Here is a 24,836-nt window from a genome sequence, read left to right as displayed (position 1 = left end):
CGTGCCAACCCGGGTGCCCGGGGGGAGGTGGCGGTCTCGACCCCGCAGCCGTTGCGATAACATGACCGGCGTCCGCCTGGCGGTGGATGTACCGGGACGTGGCGCAGCTTGGTAGCGCACTTGACTGGGGGTCAAGGGGTCGCAGGTTCAAATCCTGTCGTCCCGACGTTGTGCAGACGTCGACAACAGCCCGAACCTGAGACCAGGTTCGGGCTGTTGGTTTTGCGCTCCGTCAGCTGCGGTAGGCCGGCGCGGCGCCGTCCTCGGCGTCACCGATCCGGTGCACCCGCAGCGCGTTCGTGGACCCCGGGATCCCGGGCGGCGAGCCCGCCACGATCACCACCAGGTCGCCCTTCTGGGCGCGGCCGTTGGACAGCAGCAGCGTGTCGACCTGCTTGACCATGTCGTCGGTGTGCGTGACGAACGGCGTGAGGAACGTCTCGCACCCCCACGTCAGGGACAGCTGGGAGCGCACGATCGGCTCGGGGGTGAAGACCAGGTGCTTGATCTTCGAGCGCAGCCGGGCCATCCGGCGGGCCGAGTCGCCGCCCTGGGTGAAGGTCACGAGGTACTTGACGTCCAGCTGCTCGCCGACCGTCTTGGCGGCCAACGTGATGGCACCGCCCTTGGTCCGCGGCTTGGTACCCAGGGGGGCGATGCGCTCCAGCCCGTGGTCCTCGGTGTTCTCGATGATCCGGGCCATGGTCCGCACGGCCTCGATCGGGTGCTTGCCGACGCTGGTCTCCCCCGACAGCATCAGGGCGTCCGCGCCGTCCAGGACCGCGTTCGCGGCGTCCGAGGCCTCGGCGCGGGTCGGGCGGGAGTTCTCGATCATGGACTCGAGCACCTGGGTGGCCACGATCACCGGCTTGGCGTTGCGGCGAGCCAGCTCCACCGCGATCTTCTGCACCAGTGGCACCTGCTCGAGCGGGAGCTCCACGCCGAGGTCGCCCCGGGCCACCATGATCCCGTCGAAGACCCGGACGATCTCGGCCAGGTTGTCCACGGCCTGCGGCTTCTCGATCTTGGCGAGGACGGGCAGCGAGACGCCCTCCTCCTGCATGATCGCGCGGACGTCCTCGGCGTCGGCCGCGCTGCGCACGAAGGACAGGGCGATGAAGTCAGCGCGCAGCTTCAGGCCCCAGCGCAGGTCGGCGATGTCCTTCTCCGACATCGCGGGGACGCTGACGGCGACACCGGGCAGGTTCAGCCCCTTGTGGTTGGACACCGTGCCGCCCTCGATGACCGTGGTGGTCACCCGCGGGCCGTCGACCGCGGTCACCTCGACCGCGACCTTGCCGTCGTCGATGAGGATGCGGTCGCCCGGGTTCACGTCCCCGGGCAGACCCTGGTACGTCGTGGACACCAGGTCCTTGTCGCCCGGCACGTCCTCCGTGGTGATGGTGAACGTGTCACCGGGCTCCAGCACCTGCGGCCCGCTCGCGAAGTTGCCGAGCCGGATCTTCGGCCCCTGCAGGTCCACCAGGACGGCGACGCTGCGCCCGACGCTGTCGCTGGCCTCCCGCACCATCCGGTAGACCTTCTCGTGGTCGGCGTAGGAGCCGTGGCTCAGGTTGAGCCGGGCCACGTCCATCCCGGCCTCCACGAGGGCCCGGATCTGCTCCGGGGAGTCGACAGCGGGGCCCAAGGTGCAGACGATCTTCGCTCGGCGCATGGTTCGGAGCCTATTCCTCGTCGTGGTGGAAGCGCTTGCCCGGGGGCACCCCGGCGTGTCAGACGGTGAGCGGTCGGTCGGTGGGGCGGATCGGGCTGGGCAGGGACGTGTCACCAGTCAGGAAGCGGTCGACGGCGGCGGCGCAGGCGCGGCCCTCCGCGATGGCCCAGACGATCAGGGACTGGCCCCGACCGGCGTCCCCGGCCACGTACACGCCCGGCGTCGTCGACGCGTAGTCGAGGTCGCGCCGGATCGTGCCGCGCTCGTCGAGCTCGACGTCCAGCTGGGCCACGACCCCGTCCGGCTCGGGGCCGGTGAAGCCCATGGCCAGCAGCACCAGCTGGGCCGGGATCTCGCGCTGCGAGCCCTCGACCGGGGTGAACCGGCCCTCGACCATCTCGACCTCCTGGAGGCGCAGCCCGCTGACGTTGCCGTCCGCGTCCCCGACGAACTCGCTGGTGCTCACCGCGTACACCCGCTCACCGCCTTCCTCGTGGGCGCTGGCGACGCGGTAGATCATCGGGTACATCGGCCACGGGTGCGCGGACGCCCGCTCCTCCGGGGGCCGCGGCATGATCTCGAGCTGGGTCACGCTGCGCGGCTGCTGACGCAGGGCCGTCCCCAGGCAGTCCGCGCCGGTGTCGCCGCCACCGATGATGACGACGTCCAGGCCCTCGGCGCTGACCAGTCCCTCTGCCTCCTCGCCGAGCGCGGCCCGGTTGGCCGGCGGCAGGTAGTCCATGGCCTGCAGGATCCCGCCGAGCTCGCGGCCCGGCGCCGGCAGGTCGCGCGGCACCGTCGCGCCGGTCGCGATGACCACCGCGTCGTACCGGTCGCGCAGCTGCTTGCCGGTGATCTGCTGACCGACGGCGACGCCCGGGCGGAACCGGGTGCCCTCGGCCTCCATCTGGGCCAGCCGGCGGTCCAGCACCGACTTCTCCATCTTGAACTCGGGGATCCCGTAGCGCAGCAGGCCGCCGATCTTGTCGGCCCGCTCGTAGACCGCCACCGTGTGGCCCGCCCGGGTCAGCTGCTGGGCGGCCGCGAGCCCGGCCGGCCCGCTGCCGACCACGGCGACCGTCTTGCCGGTGAGCCGGTCCGGCGGCAGCGGCTGCACCCCGCCGGCCTCGAAGGCCCGCTCGACGATCGACACCTCGATCTGCTTGATGGTCACCGGCGGCTGGTTGATGCCGAGCACGCACGCGCTCTCGCAGGGAGCCGGGCACAGCCGCCCGGTGAACTCCGGGAAGTTGTTCGTCGCGTGCAGACGCTCGATCGCCTCGCGCCAGTCCTCGCGCCAGGTCAGGTCGTTCCACTCCGGGATCAGGTTCCCGAGCGGGCACCCCTGGTGGCAGAACGGGATCCCGCAGTCCATGCACCGTCCGGCCTGGCGCTTGAGCTGGCCGGCCGGCTGGTCCTCGTACACCTCGTGCCAGTCCAGCAGCCGGATCGGCACCGGACGTCGGGTGGGCAGCTCGCGCTCGCGTGCGCTCAGAAAGCCTCTCGGGTCAGCCACGGGAAGCCTCCGTGATCCTGGTCCAGACCTCGCTGCTGTCGGGGTCGAGTCCCTCGTCCTGGGCGTTGGCGCGGACCTCGACGACGATCCGGTAGTCGCGCGGCAGCACCTTGGTGAACCGCGGCAGCGCGGCGGGCCAGTCGGCGAGCAGCGCCTTGGCGACGGCGGAGCCCGTTTCCTCCCGGTGCCGCGCGACCAGGTCGTGCAGCAGCTCGCCGTCCGTCTCGGCGGAGACTGCGGTGAGCTCGACCTCGCCGGCGGCCAGCGCGCCCGGGTTCACGCGCTCTGGCAACAGGTCCAGCACGTAGGCCGTGCCCCCGGACATGCCGGCCGCCACGTTGCGCCCGGTGCCCCCGAGGATGACCACGGTGCCGCCGGTCATGTACTCCAGGGCGTGGTCGCCAACCCCCTCGACCACGGCGGTCGCGCCCGAGTTGCGGACGCAGAACCGCTCGCCGGCCAGCCCGCGCACGAAGATCTCGCCGGCGGTGGCGCCGTACGCGACGACGTTGCCGGCCACCACGTTGAGCTCGGCGGTGAGCACCGAGGCCCGGTCGGGCCGGACGACGAGCCGTCCGCCGGACAGTCCCTTGCCGAGGTAGTCGTTCGTGTCCCCGAAGAGCCGCAGGGTCACCCCGCGGGGCAGGAACGCGCCGAGCGACTGCCCGGCCGAGCCAGTCAGCGTGACGTCGATCGTGTCGTCGGCGAGGCCGGTCGGGTACCGCTTCGTGACCTCGTGGCCGAGCATGGTGCCGACGGTGCGGTTCACGTTGCGCACCGGCACCGTGATGCGCACCGGCTCCCGCCGCTCCAGGGCGTCCGAGCTCATCGAGATCAGGGTGTGGTCGAGTGCCTTCTCCAGCCCGTGGTCCTGGTTGGTGGTGTGCCGACGCGACGCGCCCTCCGGCAGGTCGATGGCCGCCAGCACGGGCGACAGGTCCAGCCCGGACGCCTTCCAGTGCTGGACGGCACGTCGGGAGTCCAGCAGGTCCACCCGGCCGATGGCCTCCTCGAGGCTGCGCAGCCCGAGCGACGCCAGGAGCTCGCGGACCTCCTCGGCGATGTACTCGAAGAAGGTCTCGACGAACTCCGGCTTGCCGCTGAACCGTTCGCGCAGCTCGGGGTTCTGGGTCGCGATGCCGACCGGGCAGGTGTCCAGGTGGCAGACCCGCATCATGATGCAGCCGCTCACCACCAGTGGCGCCGTGGCGAACCCGAACTCCTCGCCGCCGAGCAGCGCGGCGATGACGACGTCCCGCCCGGTCTTGAGCTGGCCGTCCACCTGCACGACGATCCGGTCGCGCAACCCGTTGAGCAGCAGCGTCTGCTGCGCCTCGGCGAGGCCGAGCTCCCAGGGGGCGCCGGCGTGCTTGAGGCTGGTCAGCGGGGACGCGCCGGTGCCGCCGTCGTGGCCGGAGATGAGCACCACGTCGGCGTGCGCCTTGCTGACCCCGGCGGCGACCGTCCCGACCCCGACCTCGGCGACGAGCTTGACGTGCACGCGGGCCGCCGGGTTCGCGTTCTTGAGGTCGTGGATGAGCTGGGCGAGGTCCTCGATCGAGTAGATGTCGTGGTGCGGCGGCGGCGAGATGAGGCCGACGCCGGGGGTGGAGTGCCGGGTGCGGGCGACCCACGGGTACACCTTGTGCGCCGGCAGCTGGCCGCCCTCGCCGGGCTTGGCCCCCTGCGCCATCTTGATCTGGATGTCGTCGGCGTGGGTCAGGTAGAGGCTGGTCACCCCGAAGCGACCCGAGGCGACCTGCTTGACGGCGCTGCGCCGCACCGGGTCCAGCAGCCGGTCGTCGTCCTCGCCACCCTCCCCGGTGTTGGACCGCGCGCCCAGCCGGTTCATGGCCACCGCCAGGGTCTCGTGCGCCTCCTGGCTGATCGAGCCGTAGCTCATCGCGCCGGTCGAGAACCGCTTGACGATCTCGCTGACCGGCTCGACCTCCTCCAGCGGGATGGCCGCGACCGGGTTGGCCTTGGCGGCGTCGCCGTCGGGGCGCAGCTCCAGCAGGCCGCGCAGCGTCATCAGCCGCTCGGACTGGTCGTTGACCCGCGCGGTGTACTGGCGGAAGACGTCGAACCGCCGCGCCCGGGTGGCGTGCTGCAGGCGGAACACGGTCTCCGGGTCGAACAGGTGTGGCTCGCCCTCGCGCCGCCACTGGTACTCCCCACCGACCTCGAGCCGGCGGTGCGCGGGCAGCACCCCGTCGGCCGGGTAGGCGCTGGTGTGCCGCTGCGCGGCCTCCTGGGCGATCACGTCGAGACCGATGCCGCCGAGCTGGCTCGTCGTCCCGGTGAAGAACTCCTCGACGACCTCGCCGGACAGGCCGATGGCCTCGAAGACCTGCGCGCCCCGGTAGGAGGCCACGGTGGAGATGCCCATCTTGCTCATCACCTTCAGGACGCCCTTGCCGAGCGCCTTGATGAGGTTGCGCACGGCCGCGTCCGCGGTGATGTCGCCGAGCATCCCGGTGCGGGCGAGGTTCTCCGCGGACTCCATGGCGAGGTACGGGTTGACCGCGGCCGCGCCGTAGCCGATCAGCAGGGCGACGTGGTGCACCTCGCGGACGTCGCCCGCCTCGACGAGCAGGCCCACCTGGGTGCGGGTCTTGGCCCGGATCAGGTGGTGGTGCACGGCCGAGGTGAGCAGCAGCGACGGGATCGGCGCGAGGTCGCGGCCGGAGTCGCGGTCGGACAGGACGACGAAGCGCGACCCCTCCTCGATGGCCTGCGAGACCTCCTCGAAGATCTCGTGCAGCCGCATCCGCAGCGCGGCACCGCCGCCACCCGCGTCGTACAGGCCCTTGATCACGGTCGTGGCGTAGCCGGGCAGGTCGCCGTCCGCGTTGATGTGCACGATCTTGGCCAGCTCGTCATTGTCGATCACCGGGAAGGGCAGCACGAGCTGGCGACAGTGCGCGGGGGTCGCGTCCAGCGCGTTGACCTCCGGCCCGATCACGGTGCCCAGCGAGGTGACGAGCTCCTCGCGGATCGCGTCCAGGGGCGGGTTGGTGACCTGCGCGAACAGCTGGGTGAAGTAGTCGAAGAGCAGACGAGGCCGCTGGGACAGCACCGCGACGGGCGAGTCGGTGCCCATCGAGCCGATCGGCTCGGCACCCGTGCGGGCCATCGGGGAGACGAGGACGCGCAGCTCCTCCTCCGTGTACCCGAAGGTGCGCTGGCGGCGGGCCACGGACGCCGGGGTGTGCACGACGTGCTCGCGCTCGGGCAGGTCGGCCAGGTGGATGAGCCCCGCGTGCAGCCACTCCTGGTAGGGGTTCTGCGCGGCCAGCTCGGCCTTGACCTCGTCGTCGCCGACCAGGCGGCCGCGCTCGGTGTCCACCAGGAACATGCGTCCCGGCTGCAGCCGCCCCTTGCGGACGACGGTGGCCGGGTCGAGGTCGAGCACCCCGACCTCGCTGGCCAGCACGACCAACCCGTCCTCGGTCACCCAGTAGCGCCCGGGACGCAGGCCGTTTCGGTCCAGCACCGCGCCGATCAACGTGCCGTCCGTGAAGGTGACGCACGCCGGGCCGTCCCAGGGCTCCATGAACGCCGAGTGGAACTCGTAGAAGGCCCGCCGGTCGGCGTCCATCTCGGTGTGGTTCTCCCACGCCTCGGGGATCATCATCAGCACTGCGTGCGGCAGCGACCGGCCGGCCAGGTGCAGCAGCTCGAGCACCTCGTCGAAGGACGCCGAGTCGCTGGCCTGCGGGCTGCAGATGGGGAACAGCCGAGAGATGTCACCGGGGATGACGTCGCTGTGGATCTGGCTCTCGCGCGCGGCCATCCAGTTCCGGTTGCCCTGCACCGTGTTGATCTCGCCGTTGTGCGCGATGACCCGGAACGGGTGCGCGAGCGGCCAGGACGGGAAGGTGTTGGTGGAGAAGCGCGAGTGGACCAGGGCCAGCTCGGTGGCGAAGCGCCGGTCGGACAGATCAGGGAAGAACGGCTCGAGCTGGCCCGTGGTGAGCATGCCCTTGTAGACCAGGGTGCGCGAGGACAGCGACGGGAAGTACACCTCGAGCTCGCGCTCGGAGCGCTTGCGCAGCGCGTAGGCGAGCCGCTCCAGGCCCAGGCCGACGAGCCGGCTGCCGGTGGCCGTGACGAAGAGCTGCCGGAAGGCGGGCATGCAGTCGCGGGCGACCTCGCCGACCAGGTCGGGCACGACCGGCACGTCGCGCCAACCCAGGACCGTGAGGCCCTCGTCCACGGCGATCTGCTCGACCGCGGCCACGACCGCCGCGCACTCACCGTCGTCCTGCGGGAGGAAGGCGAGGCCGACCGCGTACGCGCCGGCCGTGGGCAGCTCGAAGTCCACGCTCGCACGCAGGAACTCGTCCGGCACCTGGGTGAGGATCCCGGCACCGTCGCCGACGGTGGGGTCGGCGCCGGTGGCCCCGCGGTGGTCGAGGTTCCGCAGTGCCGTCAGCGCGTGCTCGACGATGTCGTGCCCGGCGTGCCCACGCATGGTCGCCACGAAGGCGACGCCGCAGGCGTCGTGCTCACGCCGGCCGTCGTACAGCCCTGTGGCTGCGGGGCGCGCGGAGAAACTGCTCAAGCCCATGTTCACCGTCCCGATCGCGTTCCGAGCCCCGGACCGGCGGCTCGTTTCGTGTGCGCAACTGACCGCCGGGATCACCGGCGGCTCCCCGCGAGGACGGCGTTGGCCCGCGGCTCGTTCGAACTCTAGCGGACGTTTCCGCCGCGTTACACGTCTTGCGCCTCGGGAATCTCGTCCGCATCGTGAGACGCCTTGCGGACCTTCCGGGTCTGCACCACGAACAGCACCAGGCCACCGAGGAAGACGATCACCGAGGTCCACTCGTTCAGCCGGTGCCCCAGGATGAGGTTCGCGGTGTCCGAGCGCAGCGTCTCGATGGCGAACCGGCCCACCGTGTAGAGCATCACGTACAGGGCCAGCGTGCGCCCGCGGTCGAGGTGGTAGCGGCGGTCCAGGAGGACGAGCGCGCCCGCCACCAGCAGGCACCAGATCGCCTCGTACAGGAACGTGGGGTGGTAGGCGCCCGGGAGCAGGACGGCGTGGCCGTTGGCGTCGCGCACCGCCTCGCCGGTGGCGGCGTTCCACTCGTGCACCCGAAGTCCCCAGGGCAGGTCGGTCTGGCGGCCGTAGATCTCGTTGTTGAAGTAGTTGCCGAGCCGGCCTGCCGCCTGGGCGACGGCGACACCGGGCGCCGCCGCGTCCGCGAACATGAGGAACGAGACGCCCTTGCGGCGGCAGGCGATCCACGCGCCGAGCGCGCCACCGGCGACGGCGCCCCAGATCCCCAGGCCACCGTTCCAGATCTTCAGTGCGTCCAGTGGATGGCCACCGGAGGCGAAGTACGGCTGCCAGGTGGTGGCCACGTGGTAGACCCGGGCGCCGATGATGCCGAAGGGCACCGCCCAGGCGGAGATGTCCATGACCGCGCCCTCGGGGCCGCCCCGGTCCCGCCACCGCTTGGTGGCGATCCAGACGGCCAACGCGATGCCGATCAGGATGCACAGGGCGTAGGCGCGGACCGGCAGCGGGCCCAGGTGCCAGACGCCCTGGGCCGGACTGGGGATGGTCGCGGGCAGCGCCGCGTTCACCGGGTCGCTCCCTGGTGGGACCCGGCCCGCACGCCCTCGGCCAGCTCGGCGGTCAGCCGCTCCAGCTCGGCCAGCCCGGTGGCGACGTCCGGCGCCTCGGTGAGGCAACGCACGAGCGCGGACCCGACGATCACGCCGTCCGCGAACGACGCGACCTGGGCGGCCTGCGCCCCGGTCGAGACGCCCAGGCCCACGCACACGGGCACGTCGCTCACCGCGCGCACGCGGTCGACGAGCTCACGGGCGCCGCTGCCCACGGCGTCCCGCGCTCCGGTCACCCCCATGGTGCTGGCGGCGTAGACGAACCCCCGGCAGGCAGCAGTCGTCGAGCGCAGCCGCGCCTGCGTGGAGCTCGGCGCGACGAGGAACACCCGGTCGAGGTGGTGCCGCTCGGAGGCGGCGAACCACTCGTGCGCCTCGTCCGGGATGAGGTCTGGCGTGATCAGGCCCGATCCCCCGGCCTGCGCCAGCTCGGCGGCGAACGTCTCGACCCCGTAGTGGTCCACCAGGTTCCAGTACGTCATGACCAGCGCGGCCGCACCCTCGTCGGCCACCGCCCGGACGGCGCTGAACACGTCCCGGGTGCGGCTGCCGCCGCGCAGCGCGACGTCGACCGCGTACTGGATGACCGGGCCGTCCATCAGCGGGTCCGAGTAGGGCACGCCGACCTCGACGACGTCCGCGCCCGCCCGCACCATGGTGCGGATGGCCTCGATGGACGTCTCGACGTCGGGGTAACCCACCGGCAGGTAGGTCACGAGCGCGGCCCGCCCCTCCGCCCGGGTCCGGGCCAGCACGTCGGCGACGCCGGTCACCAGCCGCTCCCCTCGGCCTCGGTCACCGGCTCGGAGGCCTTCAGGGCCTCGGCCGCGACCAGGTCCGCCGGTTCGACGAGCCCGAACCAGCGAGCGGCCGTGTCGACGTCCTTGTCGCCGCGCCCGGACAGGTTGACCAGCAGCACGGCGGTCGGGCCGAGCTCGCGGCCCAGCCGCAGCGCCCCTGCCAGTGCGTGCGCGCTCTCGATCGCCGGGATGATCCCCTCCGTCCGGCAGAGCAGGCGGAAGGCTTCCATGGCATCGGCGTCGTCGACCGGCTCGTACGTGGCCCGTCCCGTGTCGTGCAGCCAGGCGTGCTCGGGCCCGACCCCGGGGTAGTCCAGACCCGCCGAGATGCTGTGACTCTCGACCGTCTGACCGTCCTCGTCCTGCAGCACGTACGACCGCGCACCGTGCAGCACGCCCGGGGTTCCGCCGGTGATGCTCGCCGCATGGCGCCCGGTGGCGACCCCGTCCCCACCGGCCTCGAGCCCGACCAGGCGGACGCCGACGTCGTCGATGAAGGACTGGAAGATGCCGATGGCGTTCGACCCCCCGCCGACGCACGCCAGCACCGCATCCGGGAGCCGCCCGACCAGGTCGAGCGTCTGGGCGCGCGCCTCGTCACCGATCACCCGGTGGAACTCGCGGACCATGCGCGGGAAGGGGGCCGGGCCGGCGACCGTGCCGATCAGGTAGTGCGTGCGCTCGACGTTGGTCACCCAGTCGCGCATCGCCTCGTTCATGGCGTCCTTGAGCGTGCGTGACCCCGTGGTGACCGGCACCACCTCGGCCCCGAGCAGCTTCATCCGGGCCACGTTGAGCGCCTGGCGACGGGTGTCCTCCTCGCCCATGTAGACCCGGCACTCCAGGCCCATCAGGGCGGCTGCGGTGGCGCTGGCCACCCCGTGCTGACCGGCGCCGGTCTCGGCGATGATGCGCGTCTTGCCCATCCGCTTGGTCAGCAGCGCCTGGCCGAGCACGTTGTTGATCTTGTGCGAGCCGGTGTGGTTGAGGTCCTCGCGCTTGAGCAGGATCCGAGCCCCGCCGGCGTGTGCGGCGAACCGGGGCGCCTCGGTCAGCAGGCTGGGTCGCCCGGAGTAGCTGCGGTGCAGCGTGTCCAGCTCGCGCCGGAACTCGGGGTCGACCATCGCGGAGGCGAACGCCTCGGCCAGCTCGTCCAGCGCTGCCACCAGGGCCTCGGGAACGAACCGGCCGCCGTACGGCCCGAACTTGCCGTCGCCGAGCAGGTCGACGCTGGGAGCGGTCATGGGCGCCAGTCTGTCAGGTCGAAGCAGCGGCTCAGCGGCTGGGACGCAGCGCCGGGTGGGCACCCGCCGCGACCAGGTCGGCCACCGCGGAACGGGGGGTGCCACCGGTGACCAGGCTCTCGCCGACCAGGACCGCGTCCGCGCCGTGCCGGGCGTACTCGAGGACGTCGTGCGGCCCCCGGACACCGGACTCGGCCACCCGCACCACGGAGTCCGGCAGGGACGGCGCGAGGCGGGCGAAGGTCCCACGGTCGACCTCGAGGGTGCGCAGGTTGCGCGCGTTCACCCCGATGATCCGGGCGCCGGCCGCCCGCGCCCGGACCAGCTCGTCCTCGTCGTGCACCTCGACCAGGACGGCCATGCCGAGCGACCAGGCGCGCTCCTGCAACGAGACCAGGGCCTCCTGCTCGAGCGCCGCGACGATCAACAGGATCGCGTCGGCGCCGTGGGCCCGGGCCTCCCAGACCTGGTAGCTGGTCACCACGAAGTCCTTGCGCAGCAACGGGGTCTCCACCGCCAGCCGGACGGCGTCCAGGTCCTCGAGGCTGCCGCCGAAGCGACGCTGCTCGGTGAGCACGCTGATCCACGAGGCTCCGCCGGAGGCGTAGTCGCTCGCCAACCCGGCCGGGTCGCCGATCGCCGCCAGTGCGCCCTTGCTGGGGCTGGACCGCTTGACCTCGGCGATGACCTTGACCCCGCCGCCCGTGGCCAGCGCGCTGTAGGCGTCCTTGGCCGGGGTGGCCCGCGCGACCTTCTCGCGCAACGCCTCCAACGGGATGGTCTGCTCGCGGACCGCCAGGTCCTCGCGCACGCCGACGATGATGTCGTCCAGGACGCTCAGCCGTCTCACCCCAGCTCGTTCGTCAGTACCCCGCGCCCTCGATGGTAGAGCGGTGCGGCGGGGGCCTCGCCACCGGCCTGTCGCCGGCCCGTGGCGAGCCCCGTCAGGAGGGTCCGTCAGGAAGGTCCGCCAGGAAGGTCCGCCAGGACCCTGACCACCTGGGTGCGCGAGGCCTGGTCGTGCCAACCCCGTTCGCGGCCGCTGCCGTCGAAGAACGGCGACAGGTACACGACGTACTGGCCGATGCCGCAGACCAGGAACCCCAGCACCGGGACCAGCCACCGCACGAGCGACGGGACCCAGCCCGGATGCTGGTCCGTGCCCTCGAGGACCACCTCGACGCGCACCATCCGCTTGCCGAGGGTCGCGCCCCAACAGGCGATCAGAACGACCTCGTACGCGGCCGCCGCCGCGACCAACCCGAGCAGGACGACGGCCAGCACGATCCGGCCGGCGGTGCCGGCGTTCCCGTCGCTGACCACCGATGCCACCCCGAGCAGCACCGCGACGAAGACCACGCCCACCACCAGCAGGTCGACCACACGCGCCACCAGCCGCAGGCCCATCAGCGAGCCCGCCTCCGGAGGCGGCGGAGTCATCGGGGTCATCGGGGTCATCGGCGTCATCGGGGTCATCGAGGTCATCGAGGTCAGGGAGCCAGCCAGCCCAGGGCGGGCAGCCAGCGCAGGACGCCGAAGCCGAGGACGACGAGCAGCCCCGCCACGGCTGCTGGCCCCACGAGCCGGTCCGAGCGGCGCGAGCCGGTGCCGCCCCGACCACGGAGGCAACGCCGCCACCAGGCGAGGAGGCTGACGAGAGCCAGGGGCAGGACCAGCACGACCAGCAGGTTCGAGCTCGCGGCGGCCGAGAGGCTGCCGTGCTCCAGCTCCCAGACGGCGCGGAGCCCACCGCAGAACGGGCACGGCAGTCCGGTCAGGGCCAGGAAGGGGCAGTGACCCCAGGAGCCCGCGACGTGCGGGTCGCGCAGCGCCAGGGCCAGCGCGAGAGCGGCCACACCGCCCGCAACGGCTGCGGGAGCGGCGGTCCGGCGGGGCAGCCCGGCCGCGGTCATCGGCTCAGCAGGCTCTGGGCTTCAGCGGGGCTCTGGGCATTCGGCTGCGTCAGCGGACGCCGCTGGTGACCCGGGGGTCACTGGGCCGGGACGCCCCATAGCCCGCGAGGGAGAGCAGCTTGCCGACGATGAGACCGATCACGGCCACGACCGCACCGATGACGAACACGACGACCGAGGCCAGGACGACGGCCAGGCACATGACGAACGCGGCGACCATGAGCAGGCCGACGCAGGCCCAGGCGGCGACGGTGTTGCCGTGACTGTCGTGCTGGTGCGCGTGCTCGGCCATCTGCCGGCCCTCCTGTGCGGTGCGTGCGATGAGCTGACGTTCCGGGACGAGGTTAGCGGGTGGGGTCCTCGCCCCGGCTCAGCGCGTCCCAGGTGTCCGGCGGATCCTCGGTACCGGCCTGCTCCGTCCGGGCGGACGGGGCGTCGTACCGGCTGGTCGGCTCGCTCCAGGATCGCGCGCGCAGCACCGTCCAGACGCCGGCGACGGCGACGAGGGCCCCGCTGGCGACGGACAGCCAGGGCCAGGCGGTGAGGGTCACCCGGACGTCCGAGGAGCCCACCGCGCCCACGGCCCGCCCGACGATCTCTTCGACCGACGGCCGCGGGGACCGCAGGATCCCCACGGCGGCCGCGACCTGCGCCGCGCCGGCGACCACCAGGAGCAGCCCGGCCACCAGCCGCCCGATCGTGCGAGCCAGCAGCAGGGCGATCCCGCCGGCCAACGCCACCAGCGCGACGGCCGGGACCACTGCCGCGGCCTGCCGACCGGACGCGCTGACGGCGGTGCGCCCCAGGACGGGGTCGATGACGACGGCATGCACCCAGGGACGGGAGGCCGCCAGCAGTCCCAGGGCACCGCCCACCAGCGCCAGGACGGCGGCCGAGGCGGGCCGGTCGATGCGTCGGCGGGTCACGAGACCGTGCGCAGGTCGGCGGCGGCCGCGATGGCGCGCAGCACCGCCATCGACTTGTTGACGGACTCCTCGTACTCGGCCATCGGGTCGGAGTCGGCGACGACGCCCCCGCCGGCCTGCACGTAGGCGACGTGGTCGCGGATCACCGCGGTACGGATGGCGATCGCCATGTCCAGGTCACCGGCGAAGTCCAGGTAGCCGACCGTCCCGCCGTACAGCCCGCGGCGGGTCGTCTCCATCTCGTCGATGAGCTCCATGGCACGCACCTTGGGCGCCCCGCTGAGGGTGCCGGCCGGGAAGGTGGCGACGAGCGCGTCGAACGCGGTGCGGTCCTCGCGGAGCCGGCCCACCACGGTGGACACCAGGTGCATCACGTGGCTGTACCGCTCGACCTGCATGAAGTCGAGGACATCCACGCTGCCGGCATCACACACCCGGGCCAGGTCGTTGCGGGCCAGGTCCACGAGCATGAGGTGCTCGGCCCGCTCCTTGGCGTCCGCGAGGAGCGACTCGGCGTGCGCGACGTCCTGCTGGGGGGTCAGGCCGCGGGGTCGGGTCCCGGCGATCGGGTGCGTCATCACCCGCCGTCCGTCGACCTTGACCAACGCCTCTGGACTGGACCCGACGACGTCGTAGGTGCCACCGTCCGGCGTCGGCAGCCGCAACAGGTACATGTACGGGCTCGGGTTGGACGCCCGCAGGACGCGGTAGACCTCCAGGGCGTCGGCGGGGCAGTCGATCTCGTAGCGCTGCGAGGGGACGACCTGGAACACGTCCCCGGCGCGGACGGCCTCCTTGGCCCGCTCGACCATCTGCGCGTACTCGGCATCGAAGAGCTGCGCGCGCACCTTCGGCTCCTCGTCGCCCGGTACGCCGACGGTGCTGGGCGCGGGACGCGCGAGCAGCTCGACCATGCGGTCCAACCGGGTCACCGCGTCGGACCAGGCCTCGTCCACCCGGGCGTCGGTGTCGTCCCGGTTCACCGCGTTGGCGACCAGCAGCAGCGACCCGTCGGAGTGGTCCAGGACCGCCAGGTCCGTGGCCAGCATCATCGTGAGCTCGGGCAGGTCAAGGTCGTCCCGGTTGTCGTCGGGCAGCCGCTCCCAGCGTCGCACCACGTCGTAGGTGAGCGCACCGACGAGGCCACCGGTCAACGGCGGCAACCCCTCCAGCGCGGGGGTGCGCAGGGCCGCCACGGTCTGGGCCAGCGCGACCGTCGGGTCGCCGGAGGTCGGGACACCGACCGGTGGCTCGCCGATCCAGTACGCCTCGCCGTCCACCTCGGTCAGGGTCGCGGAGCACCGGGCTCCGACGATCGAGTAGCGCGACCACACCCCGCCGTGCTCGGCGGACTCCAGCAGGAAGGTGGCCGGCTCGTCCTGCGCAAGCTTGCGGTACACCCCGAGCGGGGTCTCCGCGTCGGCGAGCAGCCGGCGGACCACCGGGATGACGCGGCGATCCCTGGCCAGCCGCCGGAACGTGTCGCGGTCGGGCCAGGTGGTCCCGAACGTCAGGTCCGGACTGGGGTCCGTGCTGGGCTCCGTCACTGGGCCGGCCCAGCCACGACGGCCGCCAGGTCGCGCCCGTCGAAGCAGCTCCGGGTTCCGGTGTGGCACGCCGCTCCGACCTGGTCGACCCGGACGAGCAGCGCGTCACCGTCGCAGTCCAGCGCTACGCCCCGGACGTACTGGGCGTGGCCGCTGGTGTCGCCCTTGCGCCAGTACTCCTGGCGGCTGCGGCTCCAGAACGTGACTCGACCCGTGGTCAACGTGCGGTGCAGAGCCTCGTCGTCCATCCAGCCGACCATCAGCACCTGACCGGTGTCGTGCTGCTGGACGACGGCGCAGACCAGGCCGTCCTGGTCGCGCTTCAGCGCGGCTGACACGACAGGGGTCAGGGGCGACTGCGGTGGCACGGGGGTGGGCACGGCACCATTGTGCCCATGCCGATCACGCCGGACACCAAGGACTGGACCTGGGTCGTCGACCGCCGTTGCCCCGAGTGCGGGTTCGACGCGGCGGAGCTGGACGCCGAGGACGCCCCGGACCTGGTGCGCGCCAACGCCGCGACCTGGCTCCGGGTGCTGCAGCGCCCGGACGTCCGGCAGCGTCCGGACGAGGCCACCTGGTCGCCGCTGGAGTACGCCGCTCACGTCCTCGACGTGCACCAGGTGTTCGGTCGCCGCTTCGACCTGATGCTGGCCGAGGACGATCCCGAGTTCGAGAACTGGGACCAGGACCGGGCGGCCGCGCTGGGCCGGTACGGCGAACGCGACCCGGAACAGGTCGGCGTCGACCTGGCCACCGGCGCGGAGGCCGTGGCCAGCACGCTGGGCGCTGTGGCCGGTGCCCAGTGGAAACGTCAGGGACGCCGGTCCAACGGCTCGGTCTTCACCGTGGCGTCGTTGACGCGCTACTACGTGCACGACCTCCAGCACCATCTGTGGGACGTCGACGCCTAGCCCGTTCAGGTCGGCGGCGTCAGTGCAGCCGTTGCTGGGACACCCAGCTCTCGTGCAGCGCCGCGTAGACACCGCCCTGCTGGACCAGCTCGGCGGCCGGCCCGCGCTCGACCACCACGCCGGCGTCGACCACGATCACCTCGTCCGCGGCCTCCGCGGTGGACAACCGGTGCGCGATGGCGATCGAGGTCCGGCCTCGGGTCAGACCGTCCAGGGCCCGCTGGATCCGCACCTCCGTAGCCGGGTCGACGGCGGACGTCGCCTCGTCCAGCACGAGGAGGTCGGGGTCGGCCAGGTAGGCCCGGGCCAGGGCGACCAGCTGCCGCTCCCCGGCGGACAACGACTCGCCGCGCTGCCCGACCTTGGTGTCCAGACCGTGCGCCATCCCCTCGAGCCACTCCGCCAAGCCGAGCTCGGTGAACGCCAGCAGGACGTCCTCGCGGGTCGCCTGCGGCATGGCGAACCTGGCGTTCGCCAGCAGGGTGTCGTCGAACAAGAAGCCGTCCTGCGGCACGAGCACGATGCGATCGCGCAGCGACGAGAAGCGGACCTGCCGCAGGTCCACCCCGTCCACCTGGACGCAGCCGGTGGAGGGGTCCATCAGCCGGGTCAGCAGCTTGGCGAAGGTGGTCTTGCCGGAGCCCGTCTCCCCCACCACCGCGATCCGGCTCTGCGGCGCGATCTCGAGGTCGACGTCGTGCAGCACCGTGGGCCCGCCGGGGTAGGCGTAGGAGACGTGGTCGAACCGGACGGTGATCGGCCCCCGGGGCAGCACGGCGCCGTCCTCGCCCGGATCCGCGACGTCCGCCGGGGTGTCCACGACGGCCAGCACCCGGCGCCAGCCGGCGATGGCGTTCTGCATCTCGTTGAGCACCTCGGTGCCGATCTGCACCGGGCCGGTGAACAGCTGCACGAGGAACAGGAACGCCAGCAGCTCACCCAGCGTCAGGTGCCCGTGCACGCCACTCCAGGTGCCGACGACGACCACCACGACGCTCACCAGGCCGCTGACCAGGACGCCGAGCGAGAAGCTGGCGGCGACCCGGACCTGCGCACCGACAGCAGCGTCCCGGTGCGCCTGCACCGCGGCGTCCACCCGCTCGGCCGTCCGCCGCTCCACCGAGTACGCCCGGATGGTGGCGGCGCCGACGACCGACTCCGACACCGCCGACAGCACCCCGCCGACCCGCTCCCGCACCTGGGCGTAGGCCTGCGAGACCCGGCGCTGCATCGGCTTGGCCAGGAAGAACACCGGCAGGAAGCAGCCCCAGACGACCGCGGTCAGCAAGGGCGAGTACGCGAGCATCAGCCCGGTCGCCACGGCCAGCTGCAGCGTGGACAGGATCAGCATCAGGCCGCCGAACTGCACGAAGTTGCTGATCGTGTCGACGTCGCTGGTGACCCGGGAGACGAGCGAGCCCCGGCGTTCGCTGGACTGGGTGAGCACGGACAGGTCGTGGACGTGGCGGAAGGCGCCGACGCGCAGCGTGGCCAGGCCACCCTCGGCGGCCCGGAAGAGACGCACGTTCACGGCGTAGGCGGCGATCGCGGTGAGAACCACCACGCAGGCGGCCAGGGCCAGCAGCCGGCTGACGTTGGCGACGTCCGGGCCCGCGGGCGCCAGGATGCCGCGGTCGATGGTCTGCTGGACCGCGAACGGCACCACGACCCGACCCACGGTGGCGACCGCGGCGAGCAGCAGCGTCACCACCAGCCCCTGGCGGAGCTCCGGGGACAGCTGCACGCCGCGACGCAGCGTGTGCAGCGCCGTGGGCTGCTCGGTGCCGTCGGCACGGCCCGCGATGGTCGAGCTGCTCATGCCGTGACCTCCTCGTCCTCGGCCTCGAGCAGCTCACGCTCGGCCGCCTCGCGCTCGTAGGCGTCGACCAGGTTGCGGTACGCCTCGTTGCGGGCGGTCAGCCCGGTGTGGGTGCCCCGGTCGACGACCCGCCCGTCCACCAGGAAGACCACCTCGTCGGCCAACGAGATCGTGGCCTTGCGGTAGGCCACCACCAGCACGGTGGTGCCCTCGGACGCGTGACGCAGGCCCGCCAGGATCGCGGACTCGACCCGTGGGTCCACTGCGCTCGTCGCGTCGTCGAGCACGAGGAGCCGGGGCTGCCGGACCAGTGCGCGAGCCAGGGCGATGCGCTGCCGCTGGCCGCCCGACAGCGTGGTGCCGCGCTCGCCGACGTGGGTGTCCAGGCCGTGCCCGAGCGCGGCGACGAAGCCGTCGCCCTGCGCGAGCCGCAGCGCGGCCCAGACCCGCCGGTCGTCGGGGTCCTCCAGGGCCGGGTCGCCCAACGTGATGTTGCCCCGCACGGTGTCGTCGAACAGGAACGTCTGCTGCGGGACGAGCGAGACGTTGGCCGCGACCTGACCCTCAGCGGCCTGGCGCACGTCCACCCCGTCCAGCCGCACCTCGCCCGAGTCAGGGTCGGCGAGCCGCGTCACGAGGGCCGTCAACGTGGACTTGCCAGAGCCCGTCGCCCCGACCAACGCCACAGTGCGACCCGGCTCGGCCGACAGGTCCACGTCGTGCAGCACCGGCACCCGCTCGCCCGCGGCGTCCTGGTGCGCGAACGAGACCCCGTGCAGCTCCAGCTCGGCCGCGCCGTCCCTGGGCAGGGTGCGGTCGCCGTAGGTCAGGCCGCCCTCGGCGTCCAGCACCGACTGCACGCGGTCCCAGCCGACGACGCTGCGCGGCAGCTCGCCGAGAACCCAGCCGAGTGCGCGCACCGGGAAACCCAGCAAGGAGAACAGGTAGGCGACCTGGACGACAGTGGCCGCCGTCGTCGCCCCGGAGGCGACCTGGGCGGTGCCGACGGCTAGCACCGCGAGCGTCCCGAGGTTCGGGATGGCCTCGATGATCGGGTCGAAGACGCCGCGGGTGCGGCCCACCGAGACGTTCGCGTTCCGCAGCTGCTGCGACACGACGGTGAAGCGCTCGGTCTCGGCCAGCTCGCGGCCCATGGCCTTGACGACCATCGCGCCGTCGAAGCTCTCGTGCGCCACGTCGGACACGTCGGCCCGCAGCTGCTGCGCCCGGGTCACCCGCGGGGACATCCAGCGCTGGAACACGACGTTGACCAGGAAGACCAGCGGGAAGACGCAGAAGCCGATCAGGGCGAGCACCGGGTCGGCCAGGACCATCGACACCGCCGCGACCGCCAGCATCACGACCACGCCGATCGCCATGGGCAAGGGCGCGAACACCTGCCAGGTCGCCTCGACGTCCGCGTTGGCGTTGGACAGCAGCTGCCCGGTCGGGTGCCGGCCGTGCCAGGACAGCGGCAGTCGCAGGTACTGCGCGGTAACCCGGCGGCGGTAGATCGCCCCCAGGTCGTAGACGGCGAACCCGGCGGCGATCCGCCGCATGATCACGCCCGTGGTCAGCAGCAGCGCCACGGCGGCCATCAGGCCGGCACCCGCCGCGAGCTCGCTGACGTCGATCTGCCCCGAGCTGAACGCCGGCGTGATCACCTCGCTCGTCACGCGGCCGAGAGCCCACGCCGTCCCAGCGGTCATGACGCCGTAGAGCGCGCTGCCGACCACCGCCAGGGCGAAGATCCCCGGGACGCGACGGATGCCCTGGCCGAGCACGTGCAGACCGCGACGCAAGGTGTAGGGGCGGGTCTCCACGGGCTCACTTCCGGTAGGCGATCGGACGGCCACCAGCCTCTCACGAGCGACCGACAGGTCCGGATGCGAGGATCGGGGCATGAGCACCCACGCCCGCACGGAGCGCCTGGCCCTGTGCGAGACGTTCCTGCAGACCGGCCCGGACGCACCGACCCTGTGCGAGGGCTGGAACTCCAGCGACCTGGCCGCCCACCTGGTCCTGCGCGAGCGGCGCCCGGACGCCCAGGCCGGTCTCTACATCCCCGGCCTGTCCGCGCACACCACGGCCGTCCAGGGCGAGCTGGCCGCGCAGCCCTGGGACGAGCTCGTCGAGCAGGTCCGCAGCGGTCCCCCCGCGTGGAACCCGGCGCGGTGGAGGGTCCTGGACGAGGCCACCAACACCGCCGAGTTCTTCGTGCACCACGAGGACGTGCGCCGGGCCCAGCCCGACTGGAAGCCCCGAGTGCTGCACCCTGACTTCGAGCAGGCGCTGTGGAAGGCCTGCGGCCTGGCCGGCAAGCTCGCGCTGCGCAGTTGCGACGTCGGCGTCGAGCTGGTCGCGCCGGCCCACGGCCGGGCGACGGGCAAGCGCGGGCACCCGAGCGTGCGGGTCGAGGGCCCGCCCGCCGAGCTCCTGCTCTTCGTCTTCGGGAGGCGGGACGTCGCGCAGGTGGACCTGGACGGGCCGAACGACGCGATCGAGCGGCTCCGCGCGTCGTCGTCCGGGTTCTGAGGCCCCGGCTCGGCCGATCGGCGCTCGTACCCCGCAGGGTGGGTCAGCGGACCGGGTAGCCCGCGTCGCTGATGGCGGCCTTCACCTCGCGCACGCGCAGCCGCTCGAAGTGGAAGACGCTGGCCGCGAGCACGGCGTCCGCGCCGGACGCCACCGCCTCGACGAAGTGCCGCGCCGTGCCCGCACCGCCGCTCGCGACCAGTGGCACCGTCACCTCCCGGCGCACCAGCTCGATCAGCTCGAGGTCGAAGCCCTGCGTGGTGCCGTCCGCGTCCATCGCGTTGAGCAGGATCTCCCCCGCGCCCAGCTCAGCGGCGCGGGCCGCCCAGTGCACCGCGTCGATCCCTGTGCCCTGACGGCCGCCCCGGGTGGTGACCTCGAAACCGGAGTCCGTCGTGGTCCCCGGACGGGTACGACGCGCATCGACGCTGAGCACCAGCACCTGGGCGCCGAACCGGTCCGCCACCTCGGCGATCAGGGTCGGCCGCTCGATGGCCGCGGTGTTGATGCCCACCTTGTCGGCACCGGCTCGCAGCAGGCGGTCGACGTCGGCGACCGAGCGCACCCCGCCGCCGACGGTCAGTGGGATGAAGACCTCCTCGGCGGTGCGCGACACGACGTCGTAGGTCGTGCTGCGGTCATCGCTGGAGGCGGTCACGTCCAGGAAGGTCAGCTCGTCGGCACCCTCGGCGTCGTAGCGCCGAGCGAGCTCGACCGGATCCCCGGCATCGCGCAGCTGCTCGAAGTTCACGCCCTTGACGACGCGACCCGCGTCGACGTCCAGGCAGGGGATCACGCGGACGGCCAGGCTCACGTCCGCCAGCCTAGTGGGTGCTCCTGCACCGGCTGGTGGCTCTTCCCGCGGCCGCCGACCAGACCGAGATCTGTCCGACGCCTCGTGATGGCGGACCCTGCGGCTACAGGGTCGGTGGCCGGTAGCCGGTGGGCTCGTCTCCCAGGTCGACGATGGCCGCGACGGGGCCGCCACCGTCCGGGCCCTGGTGCGCCGCCGAGACCGACACGAAGACAGCCGGGTCACCGGTCACCGCGGCCGTGACCCCGCCGACGCACGACTTGATCTGGCGGTGCCAGTGCACGTCCGAGTCGTCCAGCATGGCGTTGCGGCGCCCGCGCACCACGCCGTCCTGGGAGACCTCGCACTTGAGGAACACGTTGACCAGCCGGCCGTCCAGGTCGCTGTGGTGCGCCCGCTCGGGGAGCTCGAGCCCGGCGTCCTTGATGGCCGACCAGATGCCGTCGGCGTCCAGCGCGTCCCGCATGACCGAGTGGCCGATGCGGTAGCGCCCACCCACTCCGCGGGCATTGCCCACGACGACGACCTGGGCCTGGTCCAGCTCGACGCCCGAGGAGCACGAGGCCACGGACGAGTACAGCGACCGGTCGTGCATGACGTCGGCGTCGGTGGGCATCTCGATCTCCCCCAGGGCCACCGCGATGCCGAGCGCCGTGCAGCCGTTGGACAGGTCCATCGACTCGTGGGTGTGCTCGGTCCACACGCTCTCGCCGCGAGACTTCGCGTCGCGGATGGTGTGGATGGTCAGCAGCGGCGTCTTGGTCTGCACGTAGTGCACGTCCGCGACATCGGTGATGCCCGCCCGCTGCATCGCGATGCGGACGGCGTCCGCCACCTTGCTGACCATGGCCACCCGGCCGATGTCCTCCGGGGCCAGCACCTCGCTCATCGCGAAGCCGACGGTGAGCCGGGGCTCGTCGGTCTGCACCTGCTCGCCGTCCGGCACCGTGGCGAACACTGTGGCGTGCGGACTGATCACGCCGTCCGTCCCGCCCGACCAGACGATGGGCACCTGGCTCACCTCGTCCGCCGAGCGGGTGCCCTTGTCCACGAGCACCTCGCGGAAGGCCCGGTCGGCGATGATCCTGGTGTAGTCGTTGACCCCACCGTTGCCCTCGGTCTTCCCGATGACGGCGACGACGCGGTCGGCGTCCATCACCCCGGCGTCGATCAGCTCAGCGAGCCCGCTCGCGTCGCTCACGGAACCGATGGGCACCTTGCGGACCTCGATGGCCTGCGGCATGGAGCTACTCCTCGCTGGTTGCGGCAGTTGGCTGGACGACGGTTCCCGCCTCGCCCGCAGCGGCGGCGGCGATCTGGTGCAGGTTGCAGATGGCGGCCCGGGAGCCGCCCGACTCGACGAACCGGCAGACCGCCTCGACCTTCGGGCCCATGGAGCCACTGGCGAACTCCCCCGCCTCGGCCAGCGCCCGCAGCTCGGCGACGTCGACCGCACCGAGCGACCTCTGGTTCGGCGACCCGAATCCGGTGGCGACCGCCTCGACGTCGGTGGCGATCACCAGCACATCAACCTGAAGGGCGCGGCCGAGGAGCGCCGCCGAGAGGTCCTTGTCGATGACGGCCTCGACTCCGCGGATCGAGCCGTCGGGCTCGACGATGCACGGGATGCCACCGCCGCCGCCGGCCACCACCACGTAGCCGGAGTCGACGAGGGCACGGGCCGGTTCGGCGTCCAGGATCTCCAGCGGCTCCGGGGAGGCGACGACGCGCCGCCAGCCACGCTCACCGCGGTCCTGCCAGGTCTGGCCGTGACCGACCAGCACCTGTGCCTCGTCGACGGTCAGGTAGCGGCCGATCGGCTTGGTCGGGGTCGTGAAGCCGGGGTCGGCACCGTCGACGCGCGTGCGCGTCACCAGGGCAGCCGCGGGTCGTCGCAAGCCGCGCCGTCGCAACGCCACCTCCAGGGCGTTGAGGACGACGAAGCCGATCGTTGCCTGGGTCTGGGCGCCGCACCAGTCCAGCGGGACCGGCGGCACCACGGCCGCGGCGAGCTCGTTCTTCACCAGCAGGTTGCCCACCTGCGGCCCGTTGCCGTGGGTGAGGACGACCTCGTGACCGCTGGCGACCAGGTCGGCCACCGGCTCCATGGCCTCGCGGACGGCCTCGATCTGCGCCTGCGGGCTGGCCGAGCCGTCCGCGGCGGTCATCGCGTTGCCACCCAGGGCGACGAGTACTCGCACACCGTGAACCTAGGCGAGCCCGGCGGCGCCCGTCATGGCGAGCACTCGCCAGCGCCGTGCCGTTGTTTGGTCAGGATTCGCTCACCAGCCAGGCGCGCACCGACTCGGCGTCGGCGTCGAGCAGGGGCGGCGCCGCGTGCTGGCGTTTGGTCGTCTCCTCGCCGTCGGCGGCGAAGAACCGCAGCGGCGGGCCGGGCAGGGTCAGCGCGCCCAGGGTGGGGTGCTCGACATCGACCAGCAGCCCTTGGCTGCGGGTTTGGTCCCAGGCGTACACCTCGTCCAGCGTGCGCACCCGCCCGGCCGGGATGCCCGCCGCGGCCAGCCGAGCGAGCAGCGGGTCGGCGTCCAGGTCAGTGAAGGCGGCCTCGATGGCGGCGATGACTGCCTCGCGATGGTGCACCCGCTCCGGGTTGCTCGCCATGCCCGCTGCGGTCGGGTCGAGGCCGAACTCCGCGCAGAGCCGCCGCCACAGGCCCTCGCTGCCGACCGAGATCTGCACCGCCCCGTCCCGGCAGTGGAACAGGCCGTACGGGCAGATCGAGGGGTGGTGGTTCCCGGCCGCCCGGCCGACCTCGCCGGCGACGGTGTACCGGGTCCCCTGGAAGGCGTGCACGCCGATGATGCCGGCCAGCAACGACGTCCGGACGACCTGGCCGAGCCCTGTGCGCTCGCGCTCCAGCAGCGCGGCCAGCACTCCGTAGCCGCCCCACATGCCGGCGAGGAGGTCCCCGATCGGGACCCCCACCCGCTGCGGGTCGTCCGGCCCGGCGCCGGTCAGGGACATCAGGCCCGCCTCGCCCTGCGCGATCTGGTCGTAGCCGGCCCGGCCACCCTCCGGGCCGTCGTGGCCGAAGCCGCTGATGGACAGCACGACCAGGCGAGGGTTGAGCTCGAGCAGCCGCTCGGTGCTGAACCCGAGCCGATCCAGCACGCCGGTCCGGAAGTTCTCCAACAGCACGTCGGCCCGCTGGACGAGCGCGGTCAGCGTGTCCCGGCCGTCGTCGGACTTCAGGTCGAGCGCCAGGGACTCCTTGTTCCGGTTGCAGGACAGGAAGTACGTCGACTGCCGCTCAGCCGCTGGGTCGGTCCCGGCATCGGGCCCGGTGACGAAGGGCGGTCCCCACCCGCGGGTGTCGTCACCGTGCCCCGGCGACTCGACCTTGATGACACGGGCGCCGAGGTCGCCCAGCATCATCGCCGCGTGCGGTCCGGCCAGCGCTCGGGTGAGGTCGACGACGACGAGCCCGGCCAGAGGCCCTGCGGGCGGCGTGGATTCCATCGGGCGAGCGTAG

Annotated in this window: 21 protein-coding genes and 1 tRNA gene; 3 read left to right on the top strand and 19 right to left on the bottom strand. The window is 72.5% G+C overall.

Translation table 11 applies throughout. The annotated features are described in order from the left end of the window. Positions 1–92: 92 nt before the first annotated feature. Positions 93–166 (top strand) — tRNA-Pro (locus ABEB17_RS11275). Between the two features lie 66 nt (positions 167–232). On the opposite strand, the gene pyk is transcribed toward ABEB17_RS11275, so the two are convergent. The 13 genes from pyk to hisI form a co-directional block, all read right to left on the bottom strand. Next, the gene (gene pyk, locus ABEB17_RS11270; RefSeq protein WP_345716791.1) at positions 233–1,675 is read right to left on the bottom strand and encodes a pyruvate kinase; all 1,443 of its coding nucleotides are present in this window, start codon (positions 1,673–1,675) and stop codon (positions 233–235) included. Between the two features lie 58 nt (positions 1,676–1,733). Next, positions 1,734–3,191 (bottom strand): glutamate synthase subunit beta, encoded by a 1,458-nt coding sequence (locus ABEB17_RS11265; RefSeq protein WP_345716790.1) that lies wholly within the window; start codon positions 3,189–3,191, stop codon positions 1,734–1,736. Continuing rightward, positions 3,184–7,764, bottom strand: a complete 4,581-nt coding sequence (gene gltB / locus ABEB17_RS11260; protein ID WP_345716789.1) for a glutamate synthase large subunit — start codon at positions 7,762–7,764, stop codon at positions 3,184–3,186. Before gltB ends, ABEB17_RS11265 begins: the two co-directional genes overlap by 8 nt. A gap of 143 nt (positions 7,765–7,907) precedes the next feature. Further along, positions 7,908–8,789 carry a prolipoprotein diacylglyceryl transferase gene (gene lgt, locus ABEB17_RS11255; RefSeq protein ID WP_345716788.1) on the bottom strand — a complete coding sequence of 294 codons (882 nt, stop codon included), beginning with the start codon at positions 8,787–8,789 and terminating at the stop codon, positions 7,908–7,910. Beyond that, positions 8,786–9,607 (bottom strand): tryptophan synthase subunit alpha, encoded by an 822-nt coding sequence (gene trpA / locus ABEB17_RS11250; RefSeq protein ID WP_378226967.1) that lies wholly within the window; start codon positions 9,605–9,607, stop codon positions 8,786–8,788. Before trpA ends, lgt begins: the two co-directional genes overlap by 4 nt. Next, on the bottom strand, positions 9,601–10,875 hold the full coding sequence (gene trpB, locus ABEB17_RS11245; protein WP_345716786.1) for a tryptophan synthase subunit beta: 1,275 nt from the start codon (positions 10,873–10,875) through the stop codon (positions 9,601–9,603). Before trpB ends, trpA begins: the two co-directional genes overlap by 7 nt. Before the next feature lie 31 nt (positions 10,876–10,906). Then, positions 10,907–11,716 (bottom strand): indole-3-glycerol phosphate synthase TrpC, encoded by an 810-nt coding sequence (gene trpC / locus ABEB17_RS11240; protein WP_345717332.1) that lies wholly within the window; start codon positions 11,714–11,716, stop codon positions 10,907–10,909. 116 nt (positions 11,717–11,832) lie between these two features. Then, positions 11,833–12,360 carry an RDD family protein gene (locus tag ABEB17_RS11235; protein WP_345716785.1) on the bottom strand — a complete coding sequence of 176 codons (528 nt, stop codon included), beginning with the start codon at positions 12,358–12,360 and terminating at the stop codon, positions 11,833–11,835. A gap of 5 nt (positions 12,361–12,365) precedes the next feature. Next, positions 12,366–12,788 carry a DUF2752 domain-containing protein gene (locus tag ABEB17_RS11230; protein WP_345716784.1) on the bottom strand — a complete coding sequence of 141 codons (423 nt, stop codon included), beginning with the start codon at positions 12,786–12,788 and terminating at the stop codon, positions 12,366–12,368. A gap of 49 nt (positions 12,789–12,837) precedes the next feature. Continuing rightward, on the bottom strand, positions 12,838–13,080 hold the full coding sequence (locus ABEB17_RS11225) for an HGxxPAAW family protein (RefSeq protein ID WP_345716783.1): 243 nt from the start codon (positions 13,078–13,080) through the stop codon (positions 12,838–12,840). 52 nt (positions 13,081–13,132) lie between these two features. Further along, a complete protein-coding gene (locus ABEB17_RS11220; protein ID WP_345716782.1) occupies positions 13,133–13,714 on the bottom strand; it encodes a Trp biosynthesis-associated membrane protein in 582 nt (193 codons plus the stop codon). After that, positions 13,711–15,261: an anthranilate synthase component I gene (locus ABEB17_RS11215; protein WP_345716781.1), complete on the bottom strand. Its 1,551-nt coding sequence runs from the start codon at positions 15,259–15,261 to the stop codon at positions 13,711–13,713. Before ABEB17_RS11215 ends, ABEB17_RS11220 begins: the two co-directional genes overlap by 4 nt. Continuing rightward, entirely contained in the window at positions 15,258–15,641 is a 384-nt protein-coding gene (gene hisI, locus ABEB17_RS11210; protein ID WP_345716780.1) for a phosphoribosyl-AMP cyclohydrolase, read from the bottom strand. Before hisI ends, ABEB17_RS11215 begins: the two co-directional genes overlap by 4 nt. A 15-nt stretch (positions 15,642–15,656) precedes the next feature. Here hisI and ABEB17_RS11205 point away from each other — a divergent pair, with 15 nt between their 5' ends. Beyond that, entirely contained in the window at positions 15,657–16,175 is a 519-nt protein-coding gene (locus ABEB17_RS11205) for a DinB family protein (RefSeq protein WP_345716779.1), read from the top strand. Positions 16,176–16,194: 19 nt separating this feature from the next. Here ABEB17_RS11205 and ABEB17_RS11200 read toward each other — a convergent pair whose 3' ends face one another. Together ABEB17_RS11200 and ABEB17_RS11195 are read right to left on the bottom strand one after the other, a co-directional pair. Then, positions 16,195–17,994 carry an ABC transporter ATP-binding protein gene (locus ABEB17_RS11200; protein WP_345716778.1) on the bottom strand — a complete coding sequence of 600 codons (1,800 nt, stop codon included), beginning with the start codon at positions 17,992–17,994 and terminating at the stop codon, positions 16,195–16,197. Next, a complete protein-coding gene (locus ABEB17_RS11195; RefSeq protein WP_378226942.1) occupies positions 17,991–19,898 on the bottom strand; it encodes an ABC transporter ATP-binding protein in 1,908 nt (635 codons plus the stop codon). Before ABEB17_RS11195 ends, ABEB17_RS11200 begins: the two co-directional genes overlap by 4 nt. Here ABEB17_RS11195 and ABEB17_RS11190 point away from each other — a divergent pair. Beyond that, a complete protein-coding gene (locus ABEB17_RS11190) occupies positions 19,897–20,529 on the top strand; it encodes a TIGR03085 family metal-binding protein (RefSeq protein ID WP_345716776.1) in 633 nt (210 codons plus the stop codon). The genes ABEB17_RS11195 and ABEB17_RS11190 overlap by 2 nt on opposite strands. A 43-nt stretch (positions 20,530–20,572) precedes the next feature. On the opposite strand, the gene hisF is transcribed toward ABEB17_RS11190, so the two are convergent. From hisF to ABEB17_RS11170, 4 genes are all read right to left on the bottom strand, one after another. Continuing rightward, on the bottom strand, positions 20,573–21,343 hold the full coding sequence (hisF, locus tag ABEB17_RS11185; protein WP_345716775.1) for an imidazole glycerol phosphate synthase subunit HisF: 771 nt from the start codon (positions 21,341–21,343) through the stop codon (positions 20,573–20,575). A gap of 103 nt (positions 21,344–21,446) precedes the next feature. Next, positions 21,447–22,586, bottom strand: a complete 1,140-nt coding sequence (gene bar / locus ABEB17_RS11180) for a barbiturase (protein ID WP_345716774.1) — start codon at positions 22,584–22,586, stop codon at positions 21,447–21,449. Between the two features lie 4 nt (positions 22,587–22,590). Further along, positions 22,591–23,544 (bottom strand): carbamate kinase, encoded by a 954-nt coding sequence (locus ABEB17_RS11175; protein ID WP_345716773.1) that lies wholly within the window; start codon positions 23,542–23,544, stop codon positions 22,591–22,593. A gap of 70 nt (positions 23,545–23,614) precedes the next feature. Further along, entirely contained in the window at positions 23,615–24,823 is a 1,209-nt protein-coding gene (locus ABEB17_RS11170) for a CaiB/BaiF CoA transferase family protein (protein WP_345716772.1), read from the bottom strand. Positions 24,824–24,836: the final 13 nt, after the last annotated feature.

The sequence above is a fragment of the Angustibacter luteus genome (genome assembly GCF_039541115.1).
GTDB classification, from domain to species: Bacteria; Actinomycetota; Actinomycetes; order Actinomycetales; family Angustibacteraceae; genus Angustibacter; species Angustibacter luteus.
The sequence above is the reverse complement of the archived record's forward strand: the minus strand, read 5'-3'. Positions and strand labels throughout refer to the sequence as shown.

Coding starts and splice junctions, on each gene's coding strand:
- ABEB17_RS11230 (WP_345716784.1), bottom strand. CDS start 12,788: ATGACCGCGGCCGGGCTGCCCCGCCGGACCGCCGCTCCCGCAGCCGTT.
- ABEB17_RS11170 (WP_345716772.1), bottom strand. CDS start 24,823: ATGGAATCCACGCCGCCCGCAGGGCCTCTGGCCGGGCTCGTCGTCGTC.
- pyk (WP_345716791.1), bottom strand. CDS start 1,675: ATGCGCCGAGCGAAGATCGTCTGCACCTTGGGCCCCGCTGTCGACTCC.
- ABEB17_RS11225 (WP_345716783.1), bottom strand. CDS start 13,080: ATGGCCGAGCACGCGCACCAGCACGACAGTCACGGCAACACCGTCGCC.
- ABEB17_RS11200 (WP_345716778.1), bottom strand. CDS start 17,994: ATGAGCAGCTCGACCATCGCGGGCCGTGCCGACGGCACCGAGCAGCCC.
- bar (WP_345716774.1), bottom strand. CDS start 22,586: ATGCCGCAGGCCATCGAGGTCCGCAAGGTGCCCATCGGTTCCGTGAGC.
- ABEB17_RS11195 (WP_378226942.1), bottom strand. CDS start 19,898: ATGCCCCGATCCTCGCATCCGGACCTGTCGGTCGCTCGTGAGAGGCTG.
- gltB (WP_345716789.1), bottom strand. CDS start 7,764: ATGGGCTTGAGCAGTTTCTCCGCGCGCCCCGCAGCCACAGGGCTGTAC.
- ABEB17_RS11235 (WP_345716785.1), bottom strand. CDS start 12,360: ATGACCTCGATGACCCCGATGACGCCGATGACCCCGATGACCCCGATG.
- ABEB17_RS11205 (WP_345716779.1), top strand. CDS start 15,657: ATGCCGATCACGCCGGACACCAAGGACTGGACCTGGGTCGTCGACCGC.
- ABEB17_RS11190 (WP_345716776.1), top strand. CDS start 19,897: ATGAGCACCCACGCCCGCACGGAGCGCCTGGCCCTGTGCGAGACGTTC.
- trpB (WP_345716786.1), bottom strand. CDS start 10,875: ATGACCGCTCCCAGCGTCGACCTGCTCGGCGACGGCAAGTTCGGGCCG.